The sequence below is a fragment of the Elusimicrobiota bacterium genome, from assembly GCA_026388095.1.
Lineage (GTDB): Bacteria > Elusimicrobiota > Elusimicrobia > UBA1565 > UBA9628 > UBA9628.
Genome location: JAPLKL010000046.1, coordinates 91768 through 112159, shown reverse-complemented (window position 1 = coordinate 112159; position 20392 = coordinate 91768). Strand labels below are relative to the sequence as shown.

Genomic DNA, 20392 nt, shown 5'->3' with positions numbered 1-20392 from the left:
TTTACAGCCTGTCCCGAGACATCATCCCGGCGTTGGCCCGCGCCGGCGATACCGGCTGTGGCCGTTGACAACCCCGATGGGTCCTGCGAGTTGCGGCGGGGTGCACTGTGTCCGGACACAGTCCTTTCCGCAGGAGGGTTTATCAGCAGCCTGCTAGAGCGAATCCAACTCGGCTTCCTTGGCCTGGATGTCGGCCTGGACCGTCTCCATCCTTTCCCCGATGGCCTTGACCTGGGCGAAATCCGAGTACAGCTCCGGGTCCGAGAGCCTGGCCGCCAAAGACTCGAGCTCCTCGTGCAGCTTGAGGACCTCGTTCTCCAGCTTGGTCTTGTGCTTGGCGCGCGCTTTGTCGTCGCGGACCGGAGGCTTGGGCTTGGCCGCCGGCCTCTTGTCGAGCTTGGGGACCGCCACGGCCTGGGGGTTCTCCTCGTGCCACCGGGCCTGGCGGTGCTTGAAGTACTCGTAGTTGCCCGGATACCAGGTGATCCGGCCTTGGTCGATGTGCACCACGTGGTCCGCGATGGCGTTGAGGAAGTAGAGGTCGTGGCTGATGCAGCAGAGCGTGCCCTCGAATTCGCGCAGAGCCTCGACCAAGGCGTCCACGCTGGCCATGTCGAGGTGCGTGGTGGGCTCGTCGAGGAGCAGGACGTTGGGCGGGTCCAGGAGCAGCTTGACCAGTCCCAGGCGGCTCTTCTCCCCGCCGCTCAAGACCTCCACCGGCTTGAAGACCGTGTCGCCCGGGAACAGGAAGGTCCCCAGGACCGTGCGCACGAAGAGGTCCGGGTTCATGCGGCCTGAGGCCTGCGCCTCCTGCAGCACGGTGCGCCCCGCGCCGAATTGGCCCTCCCGGTGCTGGGAGAAATAGCCCACCCGCACGCCGTCGGCGGACGTCATCTCCCCGGAATCGAAGGGGATGGCCCCGGCCAGCATCTTGAGCAAGGTGGACTTGCCGGCGCCATTGTGCCCGACGAAGGCGACCTTCCAGCCGCGCTCCAGCTCGAAATCCAGGCCGTCGTAGACCTTCACCTCGCCGTAGGACTTGTGCACGCCCTGGAGCGCCAGCACCCGGACGCCGGTCCTGGTGGGCTGGGGGAAGCGGATCCTCACGGTCTTGACGTCCACGGGGAGCACGATGCGCTCGAGCTTCTCCAGGCGCTTGATCATGCTCTGGGCGCGGTTGGCGGTGGAGACCCGGGCGCGGTTGCGGTCGATGAAGTCCTGCATCTTGGCGATCTCGTCCTGCTGCTGCTTCCAGGCCGAGAGCAGGCGCTCGCCTTCCGCCTCGCGCTCCTTGAGGTAGAACTCATAGTCCCCGTGGTAGACCTTGAGGGTGTGGTCCTGGAGGCTGACGATGGCGCGGCAGACCGAGTTGATGAAGGCGCGGTCGTGGGAGATGAGGAAAACGGCGCCCGGATAGTCCTGGAGGTAGTTCTGCAGCCAGAACAGGGCGTCGATGTCGAGATGGTTGGTGGGTTCGTCGAGGAGGATGAGGTCCGGCTCCTGCATCAGCAGGCGCGCCATGGCCGCGCGCATGGCCCAGCCGCCGCTGAGGGTGTTGAGCTTCTTGTCGAAATCGGCGACTCGGAAGCCCAGGCCCATGAGGATGGCCTTGGCCTTGGCGGTCAGGCGGCCGTCCGGGTCCTCGTGATGCTCGAGCGCGGTGTCGAGCACCGTCTCCTCGCTCACCGGGGCGTTCTCCTGGGGCAGGTAGCCGACCTTCGAGCCGCGCTTGATGGTGAACTGTCCGGAATCGGCCTCCTCCGCGCCCAGCAGGATCTTGAAGAGGGTGGACTTGCCGGAGCCGTTGGGCCCGACCAGCACGTAGCGGTCGCCCTGGTTGATCTGCAAGGAGGCGTCCTGGAAGAGGAGCTGTTGGCCGAAGGACTTCGAGACGCCGCGGAGGGTGATCATGGGACGAGAAGAGAGATTATAGGAAATCCGCCGTCACAGCGTACGCAGATAACCCACGAGCGCGCGGCGCTCCTCCGCGCTGAGGAGCCCCGACACGTCGTGCTCCCGTCCCGTCCGCAGCACGCCTTCGAGCGTCGGCGCGCTCCCGTCATGGAAATACGGCGCCGTGAGCCAAAGCCCCCGCAGCGTGGGCGTGTCGAAGCTCGTGCCGCGGGCGTGCTTCTCGCGCGACGGGTCGCCCGTGCCGACGTCGTGCAGCTTGCCGTCGGTGAAGGTCGGCGGCGCATGGCACTTGGCGCAGCCCGCGGCCCGGAAGGCGGCGACGCCGCGCGCGACCGCCTCCCGCTCCAAGGGGAAGGGCGACGGCAGCGGCCGCAGGGACCGCAGATAGGCGACCAGGGCGTCGAGATCGGCCGACCGGCCCGCCAGGGGCCTCTGCTCCGGGTCCAGCGTGAAGCCGCGGCCGAACAGGAAGCGGCGGATCCCCCGCTCCATCTCATAGAGGTCAGCGAAGTCTCCCGACCAATGGATGGGGAGCGTCTCGCCGACCCCGAAGAGCGCCGGGGTGTTGCGCGGCCCGGCCGGCAGGAGCCAGGTGCGCCCGTCCATGGCGCCGTCCGGGTGGCAGGACGCGCACGAGATCCATCGGCCGGTGCTGAGCTCCGGCCGGTCCGAGGCATGGAACAGCTTCTTGCCCTGCAGGAGGAGGGGCGGCAGCGGGATGCGGGTGAGGGGCACGGTCGCCTCGACCGTCCAGGTGCGATTGACCACCTGGAGCCTGCCATGGCCGAGCTCGACCAGCACATCCGGACCGAGCGTCGAGGATTCCGAGGACTCGGCGTGGCAGGACCGGCACGTCGTCGGACGCTGCAGATCGACCGCGACCGGCTTGTGGAGCGAGACCTCGTCCGGCGCGGTGCGGCTGCCCGCGTAGCTCCCGGCGCGGATGACCGAGAGCGTGCCGTCCAGCCCGTTGTCCACGTAGAGCCGGGCCCCGTCCGGAGACGGCGCCAGCCCCCGGGGGTTGGCGCCCACCTCGACGGCGGCGAGCAGCTTCCCGCTCGCCAGGTCCATCACGAAGACGTCGTTGCTCCCCGCGTTGGCGACGTAGAGATGCTTCCCGTCCGGAGCCACGACCGCGTCGGAGGGCACGTTGGCGGCGCGGTGCAGCGACGCGAGGTACACGAGCTCGCGCCCGAGCCGCGCCATCGCGGGCAGCTCGACGACGTTCACGACGGGGATGATCATGTTGTCGAAGGTCGGCGCGGCGTTGCCGGCGTTGGAAAGGGTCTGCGGCAGATAAGCCCGCCGGCCGTCCGCAGAGAGCGCGACGGACTGCGACAGGTTCGCCCGGTCCCCGGTCTCCGCGACGGCCTGCACCGCGAGGGTCGCCGCCTCGACGCGGCTCAGCCGCCCCGAGAAGAAGTGCGTGACGAAAAGGCTCCTCCGGTCCGCGCTCAACGCCAGACCCGCGGGATAAGGGCCGGTCTTCACGCGCCCGGTCACCCGCCCGGACGCGGCATCCAGGACGGCGACCGACCCCATCGCGAATTCGCTGACGAACAGGCGCCGGCCGTCCGTCACCACGCCGTAGGGCATGGCTCCCGTCCGGATACGGCGCGATTCCTTGCGCTCGCCCAGCGCGACGAGAGAGACATCCGAGGAGCCGTGATTGGCTACGGCGATGGTGCGCGCGTCCGGGCTGAAGCACAACGACCGGGGATCCCGGCCCACCGGGACTTCGGCGAGGACCCGGAGCGGCCGGGCCTGCAAGATCGTGATCGAACCGCTGTCGGGGTTCACGGCGGCGATCCACTTGCCGTCGGGGGATACGGCCACCGCCGACGAGGAGACGGGGCGGTCCTGCGGCGCGCGGGTCCGCGAGAGGGACCGGGAAGCCTCCTGGCCCCAGGCGCCGAGGGCGAGGAGCGTCGCGGCGAGAAGGCTAAGGCGCATAAAGGTCCGGACCTTGCAGGGTGAACTGCCGCGCGTAGCGTCGCCCGTCCTCTCCTTCCGCCATCATCGTCACCCAGACGGTGTCCGCCAGACTCCCGGCATCGTCGCCGTCGTCGCCCGGCGCGCCGATATCGATGTTCGGGAAGCGCCCGTGCAAGAGCCGCGGCGCGTAACTCACGGTCGCGCCCCCGCCCTCCAGCGGCAGCGAGCCCGCCTTCAGGAGGAAGCCGGGCATGCCGATCGTGTAATGCAGGGTGCCGCGCCCGCCCCCGGGGAGCTCGACGGGCAGCGCCACCGGACCGGAGCCCCGGACCGCGCTCCAAGGCGGAAGGCTCGCGCGCAGAGCGGGCGAGCCGCGTTCGACGACATAGACCTCGAAGCTCCCTCCTTCGGCGCCCAGGACCGTGCCCGTCGGGAATGGCGGCGCCGGGGGACCCGCCGAGGTCTCCATATCGAAGGAGGCCGTGACGGAGACGCGATAGAGGCCGGGCCTGGGGACCCTGAAGTCCTGGTCCGGACGGTAGAAATAGCCCACGGCGTTGGCGCGGCCGGAGATCCGCCGCCGGAACCCGCCCGGCCCCGTCACGACGACCTCGAGCTGGGCCGGGAGCGGAGGCGCCGCGCTCGCGCTGAAGGAGAAGGTATCGCCCGCCTCGAGGATCGTGCCCGGCCGCGCGGCCAGCGGCACCACGAAGCCGTCGATCTCTTCGCCGCCGAGGGTCATGAGGGGACCGCCGTCCGGTCCGCCGTGCGCGCCCTGGAACGGCGGAAAGACCCGGCCCCCGCGGGGGTCGCCGTCGGGGAGGCGGACCCAGAGGGCGCCGTAGATGCCGTAGCGGCCGTATCCGGCGTCGTCGTCGCGCAAGACCGCTCCGCCGAACAGGAACTTGAAGTCGTCGGCCAGGTCGCCTTGCTCTCCTATCCCGGCCTGCATCGCATACGGCTCCTTGAAGAACCAATACCCGTGCTGCTGGACGCCCTGATCGTCGGACACGATCTCGCGGACGCGCTCGCCGGGCCGCTGCGCCCCGGCGTAGAAGTAGCCGTGCACGCGGATGCCGCGCGGGTCGGCCGTCGCAGCCAGGACGCCGCTGGAGACGAGCGGAAGCGGGAGCTCGTCCGCGCGGATCCGGTCTTCGAAGTCGCCTTCGCGCTGGAGCGTGACGCGGGCGTCCACGTCGCCCGCGAAGACCCGGCGCAGCGTCTTGGTGACCAGACCCTCGCGGTCCTGCACGGTGACGGCGGGTATCATGGAGTCGTCGCCGTCCTGCCAGGCGACGTCTCCGGACGCGTAGGGGAAGCGCAGATGGCCGCCGTCCCGGGCGCGGGAGGAGAAGAACCAGAGGCTGGCCGGTGGATCCGCCATGCGGATCCTGCCGCGGCGGCCGCGCGCCAGCATCGGGGAGCCTGGGGTCTCCACGACCTGGCCCCAGCGGGACGCCCCCATCCATAAGACGCCCCGCGCGTCCACGTACCGGGCTGTCGATTCCACGACGAATTCGCCCGGCCCCGTCATGACCGGGAGCCGGCTCCCGGCCTTCGCGGTGAAGACCCCGAACCGGTTCGCCCGCCCGCTGCAGGACCAGCGCTCGATCCGCCGCGGATCGGAGTCCCGGAACAGCGCGACCGAGACTTCGACGTCAGCCGGCACGCCGGGAAGCAGGGTGAGGCCGGGGTTCAGCGCGTCGCCGGTCTGCAGCGGCGTCATGGGCAGGATCGCCGGCTCCAGATCGAGCCGTTCCGCCACGAATACGATATAGCGGCCGCCCCCCCGGTAGGGATTCCCGTTGGCATCCTGGACCTCGCCGGCCACCTCGATCTCATAGCGGCCGTAGAGGGGGAAGCGGTAATCGAACACGTCCGATGCGGTCGTCAATTGGAAGACGTCGACGGGGGCTCCGCCGTTGCCGTTGAGCGGGATGCCGCGGGACGTGGCGGGCGCCCGGCTGCGGGCGGCCGTGAAAGGCGCCGGACCCAGGGTCTCGGTCCTCCCGTCGGGCCGGCGGACGCGCACCGTGAGGCGGCCCGACGGGAACCGGAACGGGATCGGCGGCGGATTCGGGACCAGGCGGTCGCCTTGCGCGACCATCGGCAGGTACGGCTCGAGCCGATAGGTCAGGGGTTGGCCGTTGCGCTTGGAGACGCGAGGGACGATGTACGCGTGGGACTGGGTGACGACGTTGCTCGCCAGCTCGAAGTCGCCGCGGTCCTCCTCCGCCACCGTGCCGCGGCTGCCGTCGGCTCCCGGCACATCGGTCAGCAGGGTCCAGGTCAGCCGCGGCGGCGCCGGCTGGCCGACCGCGAACGGCGGCAGGCAGGACAGATCCCGGGTGAGGACCAGTTGGCGGCCCGGGCGATCCCCTCCGAGAGGAGCGGCGCGGCCATCCACGGCGCGCGCTCGGATCCAAAGAGCGTAGGTGCCGGGCGGGAGCCCGGCCGGCAGGGGCAGCGTCCACCGGACCGCGGCGCTCAGGCGGCCGCCCGGGCCCTCGGCCAAGGGCTCGCTGCTCAGGTCCGGCGCCGAAAAGGTCCCGCGCCCCTTGGTCTGGACCGGCAGGCCGGTCGGCGTCAGGATATTCGAGAAATAGTAGCCGGTCCCCACGCGGGCGCGGCCGCGCTGGTCGAAGAGCAGGCCCAGATCGGCGTCGAACCGCAGCCGCGTCCCGGTCAGCGCGGCCGCGGACGCGGCGGCGGGGAACAGCGAGGCCGTGCCTTCGACGCGCACCGAACCGCCCGGCTCGAATGTCCCGGTCATCGCGCCGGTCAAGGAAAAGTCGACCCCGCCGGGTCCCGCGGTCCCGCTCACGTCGAACGGCACGCCCTGGCCCGGGGCCGGCGCCTCCGGGGCGACGCGCAGCCAGGTCCCGGGGGCGGTGTTCCCCTTGAACATCGCATCGCCCAGGACCTGGTTCGCCGACGGCGCCGGGAGCCAATGGGCCTGGGTGGACGACGCGGCCGTCGGATCGTACTTGACGATGACCCAAGAACCCGGCAAGGCGACCAATCGGGCGGCGAAGCTTCCGTCCGCGCCGGACGAGGTGATCGCGGCGGCGCCCGAGTTCGCGCTCACGACCAGCACCGGGAACCGACCCGGCACGGCGCCCGCCCGCCCGGCGACTTCCGTCTGGCCGTTGCCTTGCCAGACGGTCCGGATCTTCGCGGCATCCGGGAACGGCCCCGCCTGCGGCCAGAGGTCGTCGGGACGCGACGAGGCCAGACTCCCGGCGGCGGCGAGCCGCGCCGCGGGCGCAAGCCCCGCGAGCAGCGCGAGAGCCAGCGCCAGGCCGGCCTTGCGCACGGGCGGCTTCGGTCCGCTGGGCATCAGCGGGAGCTCGCCGTACCGACCTGACCCATGGACGACCGGATCGCGCGCGGCGTGGCGAATGGGGCCAGCCGCCGGCGCTCGAGGGCATAGGAGAACATGGGGAAGCGCTCGCTCCACTCGCCCTCGCGCCGGGCGAGCAGGTCCACGGTCCCCCGCGGGGGCAGCTGCCCGATGTCCGCGTAGCCCTCGGGGGCCGCGCGGATCTTGAGCAGCTCGGCGAAGAGCGGCCGGAACACGGCCGGCGCGGCGCCCGGCGCGCCGCTCTCCAGAAGCGGGTCTCCGGCGACTTCGATGCGGACGCGGCTCACCCTCCGGTCTGCGGACACGCTGAGGCCCCGGAACCAGTCGCCGTCGCTGATGCGGAGGGACCAGCTTCCGCCTCCGCTCCAGCTTCCGTCCCAACGGCCCGCTGCCAGCACGACCGTGCCGACGACCCGCGTAGGAGCGCGCAGGCGCCCCATGGGGATCCGGACGGTGCCGCCGGCCGATTCCAGCACCGCGACCACCGGGGCCGCGTCATCCAGCAGGGCCGGCCTGGGCAGGAGAGCCGGATCGGGGGGCGGCGTCGTGACCAGGGCGGCGGCCTTCAGGTCCTGGAGCCCGGAGAGGAGCTTGAGCGGCGGGCTGTTCGACTGGCTCCCGGCGGCAGCCGCCAGCCCGGCCAAACGATGCGGCCCCACCCCGATCGCGAGGGCCTCGAACTGGTCGAGCGGGCGTCCGGAGGTCCCGCCGCGGGCGTGGTGATCGAGCACGGAGAGTCCGATCCGGGTCGCTGCCGCCCCCGCGTCCCCGGCCATGAAGGCATAGAGCAGCCCCGCCTGCAGGTCGTTGCCCAGCGGACCGAGATGGCCGCCGGGCGCGCGATAGAGCTCCGGGCAGCGTTCCATCGCCCGCCACGCGCCGTCGAGTTCGCTGGGGATGCCGAGGGAACGCAGACGGCCGCCGAGAAAGCCCGCGAGCTCTCCGGAATGGGTCCAGACGATGGGCCGGCCGCCCTGCGCCGCGACCGCCGCGAAGATGCGGGCATACGTCTCCGGCAGCTCTTCGCGCCACAGCAGCCTCGGCCAGTAGTAGAAGGGATTGAGCCCCCGCCTGCGGCCCGGCGGCAATAGGACCCGCAGGGCGAGGGTCGGCCGATTGTCGTAGCGCGCGTATCTCCAAGGAGTCAACAGCCGGTGATACCGGCTCATGGCTTCGGCCGGGTCGCCTCCGAGCAGAGGCACCAGCAAGAGGCCCGCTCCGGACAGCGCGTAGCGCGCATGCAGCGCCGCGTATTTGTCCTCGTAGACGAAGCTGTCGTCCCGCCAGAGGTCGAAATCCTCCGGGAAGAACACGGCCTGGTCCAGGCCGAAGCGGCGGCCGAGATAGGTCCAGAGCAGGTAGGATTGATGCATGCCGTATGCGTAGGTGCCGAAATTGACCACTTCGACGTCCCGCATCCCGGCCCGCCGCAAGCGCTTCTCCAGGAGACTGCCGAGATCGTAACCAGGGCCGGACTCGAGCCCCTCGACGAACGAGCACCCGAACAGCCCGATCCGCCGGGTACCCGGCCGCTTGCGGATGTCGCGGCGCACATAGGAGCCGTCCGGGATGTGGAGGCCGGCGTGCATCCATCCCAGCTGGAGCAGCTGCCCTTGGGAAAGGCCCGCGGGCTCGGGCCGGCTGCCCACGCCAAAAGGCATGCCCGCGCGCGCCGCGCGCACCGCGCTCTTATACCGGGAAAGCCGATACGCCCAGAACCCGGCCCCGGCGACGACGAGGGCGAGGAAGACCGCGTCCAACCGCGAGGCCCAGACGGCGCGTCGGTCCGGCGTTCGGCTCATGGGCATGAGCTCAGCCGCATCGCTCCACCAGCCAGCGCGATTCGCCGCACTGACAGAAGGCCTTAGGGCAGGGGGTCGGTCCCGGGCGCAGCTCGAAGCCGCGATAAAAATGCCCGAGCCTCTCGCGGGAACCCGGCGACTGGTCGATCTGGGTACAACGATACACCTCGCCCATCTGGTTGATGTGGCAGGAATATTGTCCGGACCGGCACAGCTTTCCCAGAGGGCTCGCAGACCCGATCGCGTGGTCCAGCTCGGAGCGCAGCGAGGAATCGTTCTCCTCGCTCAGGATGCGGATCAAGGCGCTTTCTTCCTCGGTGTAGTCATGGGGGTAGTTCTTCCCGTGCCAGGTCCCGACGAAAGGCTGCGAACTCACCTTGATCCCGGCCGCCTTGAACTTCCCGCAGAACCGCTTGAGGTCGCGGAGGTGCGGCGGATAGGCGATGATCGTGACGTCGCAATTGTCGAAACCCAGCCGGCGGACCGCCAACGCCCGCTCGATGAAGGCATCGATGTCCTTCTCCTCGGATGGGTGGAAGCTGAACTGGATATTGCCCCGCGAGGGCTCGATCTGCTCCGCGAACGCCCGCCAACGGTCCAGCCGCCAGGTGAGGTTCGTATTGAAGTTCCAGCGGTGCCACCGGGTCAGGGCCGCCATCAGCTCCATGAAGCGGGGATACACGGTGGGCTCGCCGCCGTTGATGAGGATATAGCACTCGCCGTATTTCTCGTAGATGCCCTTCCAAGTCGCGAGCGCGGTCTCCAACGGCGGGGCAAGGTTGTGCTTCTTCAGGTCGTCCCAGTGCCCCTCGTAGTAGCAGTACGGACAGCGATAATTGCACGCGACAGAGATCACCCAATCGAAGACGTAGCCCGAGGCGCCTTTGGCGTTCGTGATCCGCCTGATGCTCTCGGCTACGGGCGGGAACTGGCTCATCTGGATTATGATACCATACCGCATGACGAGCCTCCGCGCGGGTGCACCAAAAATAAGTAAGTGATTTGCACCGACCGTTGAGTCGCGCCAAGCGTGGCGACTTCTGAACAAGAAAGTGCTGACAGCGCATGTATTTTTCGTCACATTACCTCCAGCGCTGGCGGTAAAATATAAAAAAGCGGCGGTGGCATAAACACTTTTATCTCGCGAAGTCGCCGGCCGTAAGGATGTTCGTCCGGCAGGCACCTGCGCCGGCGGTAAGGAAATCCGTCCCGCCGGCACCGGCGGAACCTCCGATACCGCAGGCGCCGTCTTTTGCAGTCTTCAAGGAGGCCCATCACAATGGAGGTTCCGGCGCCCAGCGCCGGAACCCGCGCGCGTCCTTTCCTCTCACGCGCGCAACCTCAATAGAGGGCTGTGACCCCATCCGGAGGATGGTACGTAAGCGAACCGCGCCATATCGGTATTCTGCTTGCGGCCAGCCAGCACGGACAGGCAGGTACGATTCCGGGACACTCTTCCATGAGGTTGCGCGCCCCAGAGGAATAGCGGGGGCGCCGGCCGTAAGGAAATCCGTCCGGCCGGTGCCGGCGGAACTTCCGATACCGCCGGCGCGCGCCTGGCGGCGCTCTGCGCCGCCACGACCTGTACGGCATTTCGCCAGCCCACCTACTTTCAGTGGGTGCACCCCTCCGCGCCGCCGTCCAGCGGCCTTTTGCTATCATGGGGACGGATGAAAGTCTTGCTGATCAATCCTTCGATCCGGAGCAAGGTCTGGGCCGGCATCCCGGAATTGTGCAGCCGAAAGATCTTCCTCTTCCCCCCTCTCGGGCTCATGTACCTCCAGGCGTATCTGCATCGGCACACATCCCACCGCGCTGAGATCGTCGACGCGCTCGCCGAGGACCTGGATGACGGGCGGCTGCGGGAGAGGATCCAAGCGTCCGCCCCGGGGCTGGTCGGCATCACGGCCTTGACCCACAACCTGGTCGACGTGGCGCAGACCGCGCGGCTGGTCAAGGAGCTCGACCCGCGCATCCGGGTCTGCCTCGGCGGGCCGCACGTGCATTCCTACCCCGCCGAAGCCATCGCCCTGCCCGGCGTGGACTTCGCCGTTCCCGGGGACGGGGAGGCGGCCCTCGGCGAACTGCTCGACGCGTTGGAGGGACGAGGCGAGGTCCGCGCGGTGAAGGGGATCCTGGCCAAGGATGAGAAGGGCGAGGTCGCAGCGACGGCGGAGCGGCCGGAGACGGCGGACCTCGACAGCCTGCCGTTCCCGGACCGGAGGAGCAACGACCCCAGCCGCTATTTCACCCCGGCGACGGAAGGCTCGTCCATGACGACCATGATCACCGCCCGCGGCTGCCCCCAGAGGTGCACGTTCTGCGACACCTACGCGCATTACCGGCCGCGTTCGACGAGGAACATCGTCGACGAGATCGCGGAGTGCGCGTCCATGGGCATCGAGGAGATCTTCTTCCTCGACGACACCTTCAACGTCACCGCGCGGCGCGTGCTGGACATCGCGCAGGAGATCCTGAGGAGGGGCCTGCGGGTCAAATGGGGCTTCAAGGCCCGGTGCGACCAGATCACGGAGGAGCTGCTGGCGACGGTCAAGAGCGCGGGCTGCACCAAGATCCACTACGGCGTCGAGACCGGGACCGACGAAGGCCTGCGGCGGCTGAACAAGAAGCTGACCGTCGAGCAGATCGAAGCCACCTTCGCCCAGACCAAGAGGTTCGGCATACGCACCATCGGGTTCTTCATGCTCGGCTGCCCTCACGAGAAGACCCGGGCTGAGGTGGAGCGGACCATCGAGTTCGCCCGCAGGCTGGCGGCCGACTATGCCGTCTTCGCGATCTTCTCGCCGTATCCGGACACCGCGGCCTACGAGGACGGGGTGCGTTCGGGCGTGCTGCCCAAGGGCGCCTGGGAGGAGTTCATCCGCCGGCCTTCGCCGGAGCGCCGGCTCCCCACCTGCTGGGAAGAGCATCTTTCAAAGAAGGAGCTGGCCGCGCTGCTGCAGCGCGCGCATCGGAGGTTCTACTTCAGGCCCGGCAAGATCATCAAGAATCTTTTCGGCTTCCACAGCCTCGCCGAGCTCAAGCGGACGATCGCCGGGGGCTTGGCGCTCCTGCAGATCGAATTCATGCGCGACCCGGCGGGGAGGATCTGATGGGCGGCGTGACGTTCCGCGACATGCTGCGGGTCCTGCCCAGGAAGGAGTTCACCGTCGACATGGCGGTGTTCTTCTGCGTCTGCGTGCCCGCGGTGCTGGGCGTCCTGGTCCTGGCCCGCAAGGCCGACCGCCTGCTCGGCTGGGCACCCTTCGTCTCCCCCCCTTGGAGCATCCTGCTCTTCATCGTATTGACACTGGCCGGCGGGGCCCTCATCTGGAACGCCTACACCTACCTGGTCTTCGTGGGCGAAGGCAGCCCCTGCCCCCAGTACGGGGGGCCCAAGAGGCTGGTCAAGACCGGGCCCTACTCGCTGGTGCGGCACCCTTCGGTGATCGGGAAGCTGTCGGGGATCGTCGGCCTCGGCTGCCTCTCGGGCTCGTGCACATTCACCTTCTTGGTCATCCCCCTGCTCCTGACCTGGTCCGTGTTCTACAACCGATACATCCAGGAAGCGGGCTGCGTCGAGCGGTTCGGAGCCGAGTACCTGGAATACCGTCGCCAAGTCCCCATGCTCATCCCGCGTCTGGGCGGCATCGCCAGCTTCATCTCGACATCCTCCAAACGATGATGCGGGACACTGCGCTGGGCCGCTCTTGGGCCGGCCTTTCACGCGCGCTGCTCCCCCTCCTGGGCTTCCTCCTCGTTTCGTGCGCGGTCACATTCCCGGCGATCCGGCACCTGGGCGATCGGGTGATCGGACTTCCGGCCCATTCCAACGTGCAGGGAGAGGTCTTCTGGACCGAGCTCATGTCGGCCAGCATGCGCGACGGCCATTACCTCCGCTGGTTCGTCACGGACCGGTCCAATTTCCCCTTCGGCCAGACATTCGGCCCCCGCGAACGACACTCCCTGCATCTCTATCTCGCCGCCCTGCTCCGATTCGCTCCGGGGCCGTTCGGGACCTACAACCTGGCGAAGATGGTCTTCCTTGCGCTCAACGGCTTCGCGATGTACCTCCTGGCCCGGGAGCTCTTCGCATCCCGGGCCGTCTCGTTCGCTTCCGGCATCCTGTTCATGCTGGACTCTTACGCTCTCGTCAAAGCCACCATCGGCTCCCTGCAGAAGATCTTGCTGTTCTGGCTCCCCCTGTACGCCGTCTTCCTGCTCCGCTTGAGGCGCGGCGGTCAGCGCGGCGATCTCCTTTGCGCGCTGCTGCTCCTGCAGCTGATGATGCTGAGCTACCCGCTCTACGCGTATTACGCCCTGCTCTTCACCGTCGCGCTCATGGCCTACGACCTCATCGAGAAGCGGGCCTTCTCGGCCTTCGCCGGCCGGGGGGCGTTGCTCATGGGGCTCTTCTTCGCCTGCAGCTTATGCGTCGACCGCCTGCTGGGATTGGGCGGACCGCGGTCCGGCTTCCGGTTCTTCCACGGCAATCCTCCGCTTCTCAATCTCGCGGCGACGTTCGACCTGCTCCACCCCTTCGGCTTCCATCTCGCCCCGCCGACCGATCTGAGCATGGGCTTATCCATCAGCCTCTGCGCCGCCGCGGTCTGGGCCGCGGCGAGGGGGAAGGGGTTGACCCGTTTCTTCTTCGCCTGCGCGGTCCTGTTCGTCGTCGTGGCTTCCGGCCCGTACGTCTTCCGCGGCCTGGACTGCGTGCGCATCCTGGGCCGCAGGGTCATCCTGCCGTACTATGTCCTGTACCGGCTGACCCCCTTCACCTATGGAGAAGGACTGCTTGCCCCGCTGCGAGCCCTTCCCATCGCCGCGGTCTGCCTGGCCCTGCTCGGGGGGACCGCCCTCGCCGAGCTGACCAAGGGTTGCGGCAGGGCCAAGCGGACGGCGCTGGTCCTGTGCTTCCTGGCGGTCTACCTGGCGGAACTCCACGTCCGGTTCCCCCACCTGTTCCCATTGCGGGTCAACGAGCCGCGCATCCCGCATTTCTTCATGGACCTGCGCAAAACGCCCGGCGGCGCGCTGTTGAACCTGCCGCTCATCAAGCCCGGGCACCTCTACATGTTCTACAGCGCGGTCAGCGGGCACAAGATGATGAACGCCTACCGCAGCGACCGTATCGCCGTCCCGTTCCCGGCGGCGGCGGACAGCTTGAGCCTGAAGCGGAGGTTCATCGCGAGATTGGCGCAGTGGGATGTCCGCTACATCATCATCCACCGCGACGTCCTCAACCAGCAGGGGGACAGCGCTTTTCTGAGAGACGCAGGCTGGCTCGAGAGATTCTGCGGGCCGCCGGTCGACTATGGGGATGACCGGATCGTCGTTTACACCGTCCCCAGGGTCGCGCGGGCACACGAGGTCCGCGCGTGATTCCGCGGGCCGGTTGGGCGCGCGCGTTCGTCCCCCTCCTGGGGTTCCTCCTCGTTTCGTGCGCCATCACATTCCCGGCGATCCGTCACCTGGGCGACCGCGCGATCGGGATCCCGGCCCATCCCAACCTGCAGGCCGACATCTTCTTCATCGAGACCATCTCCGCCAGCATGCGCGACGGCCATTATATCCGCTGGTTCACCACGGATCGGACCAGTTTCCCTTTCGGCCAGACCTTCAACTCCCGCGAACGCCACTCCCTGCATCTCTATCTCGCTTCCCTGCTCCGCTTCGCCCCGCCGCCGTTCGGGACGCACAACCTCGCGATGATGATCTTCCTGGCGCTCAACGGCTTCGCGATGTATCTCCTGGCTCGGGAGTTCTTCGCATCCCGGGCCGTCTCGTTCGCTTCCGGCATCCTGTTCATGCTGAACTCCTACACCCTCGTCAAAGCGACCATCGGCTCCCTGCAGAAGGTCACGCAGTTCTGGCTCCCCCTCTACGTCGTCTTCCTGCTTCGGCTGAGGCGCGGCGCTGGGCGCGGCGATTTCCTCCTCGCTCTGCTTTTCCTGCAGTTGATGATGCTGAACTATCCGGTCTATGCCTATTACGCCCTGCTCTTCACCGTCGCGCTCATGATCTATGACCTGGTCCAGAAAAAGCCGGCCTGGACCTTCCCCGGTCAGGGGGCATTGCTCATAGGGTCCTTTTTGGCATGCAGCATCGGCATCGACCATATGTTGGGATTGAGCGGGCCACAGGGAGACTATCGATTCTTCCACGGCCTTCCGCCGCATCTCATCCGCACGGTGACATTCGACCTGCTCCATCCCTTCGGCTTCCATCTCCCCCCGCCGACCGATCTGAGCATGGGCTTATCCATCAGCCTCTGCATCGCCGCGGCCTTCGCCGCGATGAGGGGCAAGGGGTTGACCCGTTTTTTCTTCGTCTGCGCGGTCTTGTTCATCGTCCTGGCTTCCGGTCCTTATCTTTTCAACGACCTTGGCATCGTGCACATCCTGGGCCGCAGGGTCATCCTGCCGCACTATTTCCTGTACGAATTGACCCCCGCCACCTATGGAGAAGGATTGCTGGGCCCTGTACGAGCCCTTCCCATCGCCGCGCTCTGCCTGGCTTTACTCGGGGGGACAGCCCTCGCCGAACTGACCAAGGATCGCGGAAGGGCCAAGCGCGCGGCGCTGATCCTTTGCTTCCTGGCGGTCTACCTGACGGAGCTGCACATCCGGTTCCCCGGCCTGTTCCCATTAAGGGTCTGTGAGCCGCGCATCCCGCATTTCTTCACGGACCTGCGCAAGACCCCGGGCGGCGCGCTGCTGAACCTGCCGTTGGAGAAGCCGCCCGGCCAACTCTATTCCTTCTACAGCACGATCAGCGGCCGCAAGATGATGAATCCGCACGGCGGCGGCGATATCGCCGTCCCTTTCCCCGCGGCGGCGGAGAGCATGAGCATGAAGCGCGACTTCATCGCGCGATTGGCCGAGTGGGATGTCCGCTACATCATCATCCACCGGGATCTGGTCGGGCCGATGGGGCTGGCGGCTCGGCCTGGCCCCCCCGGCGGCGGGCCGCCCCGGCAGGGCGGCCCCCGTCGCTACGGGCCCGAGCAGTCGCCAAGAGGGGACAGCGCTTTTCTCAGGGATAAGGAATGGCTTGAGCGACTATGCGGCAAGCCAGTCGATTACCAGGCTGACGCCATCATCGTCTACACCGTTCCCATGACCGCACGGACCAAGGAGCCGCCGCATGCTGAACATCCTGCTCATACGATGCAATGAGCGCCTAGGGCTGCCCGCGCGGGAGACGAACAGCACCGGGATCTATCCCCCGCTGGGCTTGGCCTATATCGCGGCGGCTCTCCGGCAGGCCGGCTTCCGCGATATCCGCGTCCTGGATGCCCACGCCCTCGGGCTGTCCTGGGAGCAGTTCCACGCCTTCGTGCTCTCCAACCCGGCCGATGTCGTCCTGTTCACGGCCGCCACTTTGGTCTGGCCGAACATCGTGAAAGCGGCGCGGCTGGTGAAGGCCGCGCATCCTTCATGCCTGGTCGGCGCAGGCGGCCCGCAACTGGGCGCCTATCCGGAAGAATCGCTGGCTTGCGATGACATCGATTTCGGCATACGCGGGGAAGGCGAGACGGCCGTGGTCCAGGCCCTGCAGGCCATCGCTTCCCAGCAGGACCTCGGCAGCGTCGAGGGCGCGGTCTTCAGGAAGGACGGCAAGATCGTCACGCGCCCCGCGGCCGCGATCCAGGATCTTGACGCCGCGCCCTTCCCAGCGGTCGACCTTCTGCCGCGCCGCGCCTACCGGGCCTTGAATGTGGACCATCCCTTCTTCTCCATGGTCACCAGCCGCGGCTGTCCGTTCGCCTGCAAGTTCTGCGCGCAGATCCATTCCGACCAGCCCTTCCGGATGCGCAGCGCGGGCAACGTGGTCGATGAGATGGAGCTCTATGTCCGCCGCTACGCCGCCCGAGAGATCATCGTTTTCGATGAGACGTTCACCGTCGACCGCCAGCGGGTGCTGGACATCTGCCGCGAGATCGGCTCCCGCGGGCTGCGCTTCCGCTGGAACATCCGGACGCGGGTCGACACCGTGGATGAGGATATGCTGGCGGCATTGCGCCAGGCCGGCTGCCGCGGACTGCACATGGGAGTCGAGTCCGGCGCCCAGGAGATCCTGGACGCCATGCGAAAGGGGATCACTCTCGCGCAGGTGAAGAAAGCGTTCCAAGCCGCGCGCAGGCTGGGATTCGAGACCAGGGGATATTTCATGCTCGCCTACCCGGGAGAGACTCTGGAGACCATACGGCAGACGTTGGCTCTATCCAGGGAGTTGGACCTGGACTGGGCCAGCTTCACCATAACGATCCCCAACCCCGGCACCGCTCTGTGCGGCGATCTGGCCGGCGACTACTGGAGAGATTACGTCTTGGGGAGGACCGATGCTCCAGCTCCCTTTTTCACCACCGCCGAGTACACGGCCGAAGCGTTATGCGGCATCCGAGGGCAGGCGTACAGGGATTTTTATCTGCGCCCGGGATTCATCTTAGGCAAACTGTTCTCAAGGAACGGGTGGCGTCTTTTGCGAAATATTGTTTATAATGCGCCGTCTCTTATGCGCGTCCTCCCATGAATCCAAGAGGATGGACCATTTTCGCGAGCGCCGCAGCCGGCTATCTTCTGGTCATCGTCTGGCTATTCCTTCCCTGTGTCAATAACAGCGCTCTGCTAGCCGGAGGCTGGTCTATCGATCTCAATGGATTCTTATGGTATCAATGGGCCGTCAAGAAGTGTGTCTCGGCTCTTGACTATCATTCATTCCCCATCTCCACGCTCCTCGCCTATCCCACGGGAAAAAACGTGGTGCTGGACCTCGGATTCCCTCTTGTGGAGATCTGTTCCGTCCCCCTGCAGATATTCTTCGAACTGCCGGCTCGCCACAACATCCTTCTGGCCATCATATTCCTTCTCAACGCCCTTTCCGCCTTCGCGCTCATGGAGTATCTGACCAAGGACGCCTTTTCATCATTCTTGGGCGGGCTGTTCTTCTCGATCAATCCTTTTGTCTTTTACCACCTCAAGTCCGGGAGGATCCAGACCGCATGTCTTTTTGGCATCCCCCTGTGCGTCTATTGCTTGTTCAAGGTGAAGGGTTCAGGCAGCGGAAGGGATATCATCCTCGCCGCCCTGGCCCTGTTCCTGAATTCGCTCCTCTATTGGTACTACAGCACATTCCTGCTCATCTTTTTCGCCATGTTCCTGCTGTACGGCCTCATCTCGGAGAAGAGGAACGGCCCTTGGGCATGGGACTCCGCCCGAGTCCTGCTGCTCTATGGGGTCCTCATGCTCCTCCTGTTCGCCTATCCGGTCTTGATAAAGGGGGGCCGTCCCGTCGGATACGGGACGCCGGCGGACTTTCTCAATATGACACGGTTCAGCTCCCTCCACCTCCTGCCCGCCAGCTTTCTCTGGCGATGCCTGATCCTGGCTTCAGCAGCGATGCTGCCGGCGGTCTTCTCCAAGGACAATCTCTTCTTTGCGCTATGCGCGGCATGCTTCATGATTCTTTCTTTGGGGCCCTATCTCCTGATCCATGGGCACGCCATCCCGCTGCCATTCATCCTCCTCCACCACCATCTCCCGTTCTTCTCGCGCTTGTGGTGGCCGATCAACTGCTTCGCGATGGTCTTGCTCTCCGCGGCGGTCCTGCTTTCCTCGCTGACGCACTATCTATTCGCCAGGATACCCGCCCGGGGCAGGCCCGTCCTCATGGCCGCGCTCTGCACGCTCTTGCTGTTTCCTTACGCCCGCGCTGAACACGGCGCGAATTCCCTCTATATGGATGTCATTCCGCCATTCCAGGAGCAGGCGGCCTATCGCTATCTCAGCAGGCAGAAGGAGTGCGCGATAGTGGAGCTGCCCTTCGATAAGGCATGTGACTTCATGGCCAACCAGACCGTCCACGAGAAGAGGATCTTCCATGCCCCGGGGTACGGCTTCAAGGACATCCTTTGGCCGGAAGCGCAGCTCCGCCTCCTGCATGGCAATCCCTTCCTCGCTTATGCCGACGCCCTATGCTCTTTCGGCCAGCTCCTGCGGAGCGCTTCGCCGCCTCCCACGCTCACCAAGATACGGATGCGCATCGGACTGCAGCAGTTGCGCGCTCTGGGCTTCGAGTTCATCGTGGTCCAGCCTCGTTATGCCGCCGGTTATCCACGCGGTGACGCCATACTTCGAGAATTGAGAAAGACGCTGAGGAGGCCTTCTCAAGAGTATCCTGATGGGGTCCGCTTGTTCAAGATCCAAGATCTCATCGAGAATGGCTGAGCGATGATCCCTCGCGATGAGCGGCTGAAAGCTTCGCTCCTGGGGATCCTGCTCCTGGCCGCCGTGCTGCCCGCGGCCGAGCTCCTGGTCAGGGCAGCGGTGAGTCTCCCCCGAGAGCCTTATCCTCCGGGAGGGCCGTATGGGGGCGGACGCGGCGGCAAGGACGGCCTTTACGTCTATGATCCGCTCCTTTTTTGGAAACCGAAGCCGGATGCCCGCGCTGAACAGAGGCTACCGACGACAGGGGAGATCACGACCGTACGCACCAACTCCCTCGGCCTGAGGAGCCATGAGTTCCCCCTGCGCAGGACCAAGGCTCACTACTGGATACTGGCGTTGGGGAATTCTCCCGTATGGGGAGAGCAGGTCAACGGCGAGGAGACTTTCCCTTCCGTTCTGGAAGACATCCTCTCGGCCAGAACGCGGCGGATATCAGTGGAAGCTCTCAATGCCGGGGTCCCTGGCTATTCCACTTTCCAGGCGCGGGAGTTGGAGCGCAGGCTTCTCAAGGATTATCGGTTCGATCTGGTCATCATCTCCATCATGGGAGCGGATTGGTTCCCCGCTGGTCGGCCGGACAAGGACCTGGTCACGGGTGCCCGCTCGCGGACAGTCCGTGGACTCCTGTCCCACAGCGCCCTCTATCGGTATCTGCGCGGCGGCTTCTGGCCCTCCCATCGCTTCCCCGAATACGGCCCTCACAATGGGGTGCGGGTCCCGGTCCGGCCGGACTATGAAGACAATCTGACGGACATGGTCCGGATGGCCCAGCTGCAGAAGGCGGATGTGGTGCTCCTGGCGCCGATGCCGATCTGCACGGAAGAGAGCTGCCTGCCCCATGACCCCCGCCGCATAAGGGATGATGCCGCCTTCCGTAGGCTTTACATGCATATGAAGCTGCTCGAGCCGCAATACCGGGAGGCGATGCGCCGGGTCGCGGTCCGGACTGGCGCTCTTTTCTTGGATCTGGGGGAGTTGCTGCGGGACATCCCTGCCCCCGACAGCTATTACGCCGATGCCTCACATCCCAACGCCGCAGGCCACCGCTGGATCGCGGAGGCGCTGGCGCCTCTGGCCCGGAGGTTGATGCGGGACAAAAGCCGGCGGTTGTCAGACCAGGCCGTCAAGTAGACCAGGAGCTTTCA

The 20392-nt window shown here is 66.7% G+C and carries 12 protein-coding genes; 7 read left to right on the top strand and 5 right to left on the bottom strand.

Annotation, left to right across the window (positions count from 1 at the left end; genetic code table 11):
• Nucleotides 1–153: 153 nt before the first annotated feature.
• From NTY77_12500 to NTY77_12480, 5 genes are read right to left on the bottom strand one after another with little or no spacing between them, the layout of a single operon-like run.
• Nucleotides 154–1911, bottom strand: a complete 1758-nt coding sequence (locus tag NTY77_12500; GenBank protein ID MCX5796307.1) for an ABC-F family ATP-binding cassette domain-containing protein — start codon at nucleotides 1909–1911, stop codon at nucleotides 154–156.
• 33 nt (nucleotides 1912–1944) lie between these two features.
• On the bottom strand, nucleotides 1945–3867 hold the full coding sequence (locus tag NTY77_12495; GenBank protein MCX5796306.1) for a beta-propeller fold lactonase family protein: 1923 nt from the start codon (nucleotides 3865–3867) through the stop codon (nucleotides 1945–1947).
• Complete coding sequence (locus tag NTY77_12490) at nucleotides 3857–7189, bottom strand: hypothetical protein (protein ID MCX5796305.1); 3333 nt, start codon at nucleotides 7187–7189, stop codon at nucleotides 3857–3859. Before NTY77_12490 ends, NTY77_12495 begins: the two co-directional genes overlap by 11 nt.
• Nucleotides 7189–9015 (bottom strand): hypothetical protein, encoded by a 1827-nt coding sequence (locus tag NTY77_12485; GenBank protein MCX5796304.1) that lies wholly within the window; start codon nucleotides 9013–9015, stop codon nucleotides 7189–7191. The genes NTY77_12490 and NTY77_12485 overlap by 1 nt, the downstream gene beginning before the upstream one ends.
• A gap of 10 nt (nucleotides 9016–9025) precedes the next feature.
• Nucleotides 9026–9952: a radical SAM protein gene (locus NTY77_12480; GenBank protein MCX5796303.1), complete on the bottom strand. Its 927-nt coding sequence runs from the start codon at nucleotides 9950–9952 to the stop codon at nucleotides 9026–9028.
• Between the two features lie 733 nt (nucleotides 9953–10685).
• Here NTY77_12480 and NTY77_12475 point away from each other — a divergent pair.
• The 7 genes from NTY77_12475 (at nucleotide 10686) to NTY77_12445 (ending at nucleotide 20378) form a co-directional block, all read left to right on the top strand.
• Entirely contained in the window at nucleotides 10686–12128 is a 1443-nt protein-coding gene (locus NTY77_12475; GenBank protein MCX5796302.1) for a radical SAM protein, read from the top strand.
• Complete coding sequence (locus tag NTY77_12470) at nucleotides 12128–12700, top strand: isoprenylcysteine carboxylmethyltransferase family protein (protein MCX5796301.1); 573 nt, start codon at nucleotides 12128–12130, stop codon at nucleotides 12698–12700. Before NTY77_12475 ends, NTY77_12470 begins: the two co-directional genes overlap by 1 nt.
• The gene (locus NTY77_12465) at nucleotides 12697–14400 is read left to right on the top strand and encodes a hypothetical protein (protein MCX5796300.1); all 1704 of its coding nucleotides are present in this window, start codon (nucleotides 12697–12699) and stop codon (nucleotides 14398–14400) included. Before NTY77_12470 ends, NTY77_12465 begins: the two co-directional genes overlap by 4 nt.
• Nucleotides 14397–16196, top strand: a complete 1800-nt coding sequence (locus tag NTY77_12460) for a hypothetical protein (GenBank protein ID MCX5796299.1) — start codon at nucleotides 14397–14399, stop codon at nucleotides 16194–16196. Before NTY77_12465 ends, NTY77_12460 begins: the two co-directional genes overlap by 4 nt.
• Nucleotides 16165–17553 carry a radical SAM protein gene (locus NTY77_12455; protein ID MCX5796298.1) on the top strand — a complete coding sequence of 463 codons (1389 nt, stop codon included), beginning with the start codon at nucleotides 16165–16167 and terminating at the stop codon, nucleotides 17551–17553. The genes NTY77_12460 and NTY77_12455 overlap by 32 nt, the downstream gene beginning before the upstream one ends.
• A gap of 254 nt (nucleotides 17554–17807) precedes the next feature.
• A complete protein-coding gene (locus NTY77_12450; GenBank protein ID MCX5796297.1) occupies nucleotides 17808–19247 on the top strand; it encodes a hypothetical protein in 1440 nt (479 codons plus the stop codon).
• Nucleotides 19248–19250: 3 nt separating this feature from the next.
• Nucleotides 19251–20378 carry a GDSL-type esterase/lipase family protein gene (locus NTY77_12445; protein ID MCX5796296.1) on the top strand — a complete coding sequence of 376 codons (1128 nt, stop codon included), beginning with the start codon at nucleotides 19251–19253 and terminating at the stop codon, nucleotides 20376–20378.
• Nucleotides 20379–20392: the final 14 nt, after the last annotated feature.

What these genes read in the sequence shown, in the direction of transcription:
- NTY77_12500 (MCX5796307.1), bottom strand. Translation starts at nt 1,911, where the DNA reads ATGATCACCCTCCGCGGCGTCTCGAAGTCCTTCGGCCAACAGCTCCTC.
- NTY77_12495 (MCX5796306.1), bottom strand. Translation starts at nt 3,867, where the DNA reads ATGCGCCTTAGCCTTCTCGCCGCGACGCTCCTCGCCCTCGGCGCCTGG.
- NTY77_12490 (MCX5796305.1), bottom strand. Translation starts at nt 7,189, where the DNA reads ATGCCCAGCGGACCGAAGCCGCCCGTGCGCAAGGCCGGCCTGGCGCTG.
- NTY77_12485 (MCX5796304.1), bottom strand. Translation starts at nt 9,015, where the DNA reads ATGAGCCGAACGCCGGACCGACGCGCCGTCTGGGCCTCGCGGTTGGAC.
- NTY77_12480 (MCX5796303.1), bottom strand. Translation starts at nt 9,952, where the DNA reads ATGAGCCAGTTCCCGCCCGTAGCCGAGAGCATCAGGCGGATCACGAAC.
- NTY77_12475 (MCX5796302.1), top strand. Translation starts at nt 10,686, where the DNA reads ATGAAAGTCTTGCTGATCAATCCTTCGATCCGGAGCAAGGTCTGGGCC.
- NTY77_12470 (MCX5796301.1), top strand. Translation starts at nt 12,128, where the DNA reads ATGGGCGGCGTGACGTTCCGCGACATGCTGCGGGTCCTGCCCAGGAAG.
- NTY77_12465 (MCX5796300.1), top strand. Translation starts at nt 12,697, where the DNA reads ATGATGCGGGACACTGCGCTGGGCCGCTCTTGGGCCGGCCTTTCACGC.
- NTY77_12455 (MCX5796298.1), top strand. Translation starts at nt 16,165, where the DNA reads ATGCTGAACATCCTGCTCATACGATGCAATGAGCGCCTAGGGCTGCCC.
- NTY77_12445 (MCX5796296.1), top strand. Translation starts at nt 19,251, where the DNA reads ATGATCCCTCGCGATGAGCGGCTGAAAGCTTCGCTCCTGGGGATCCTG.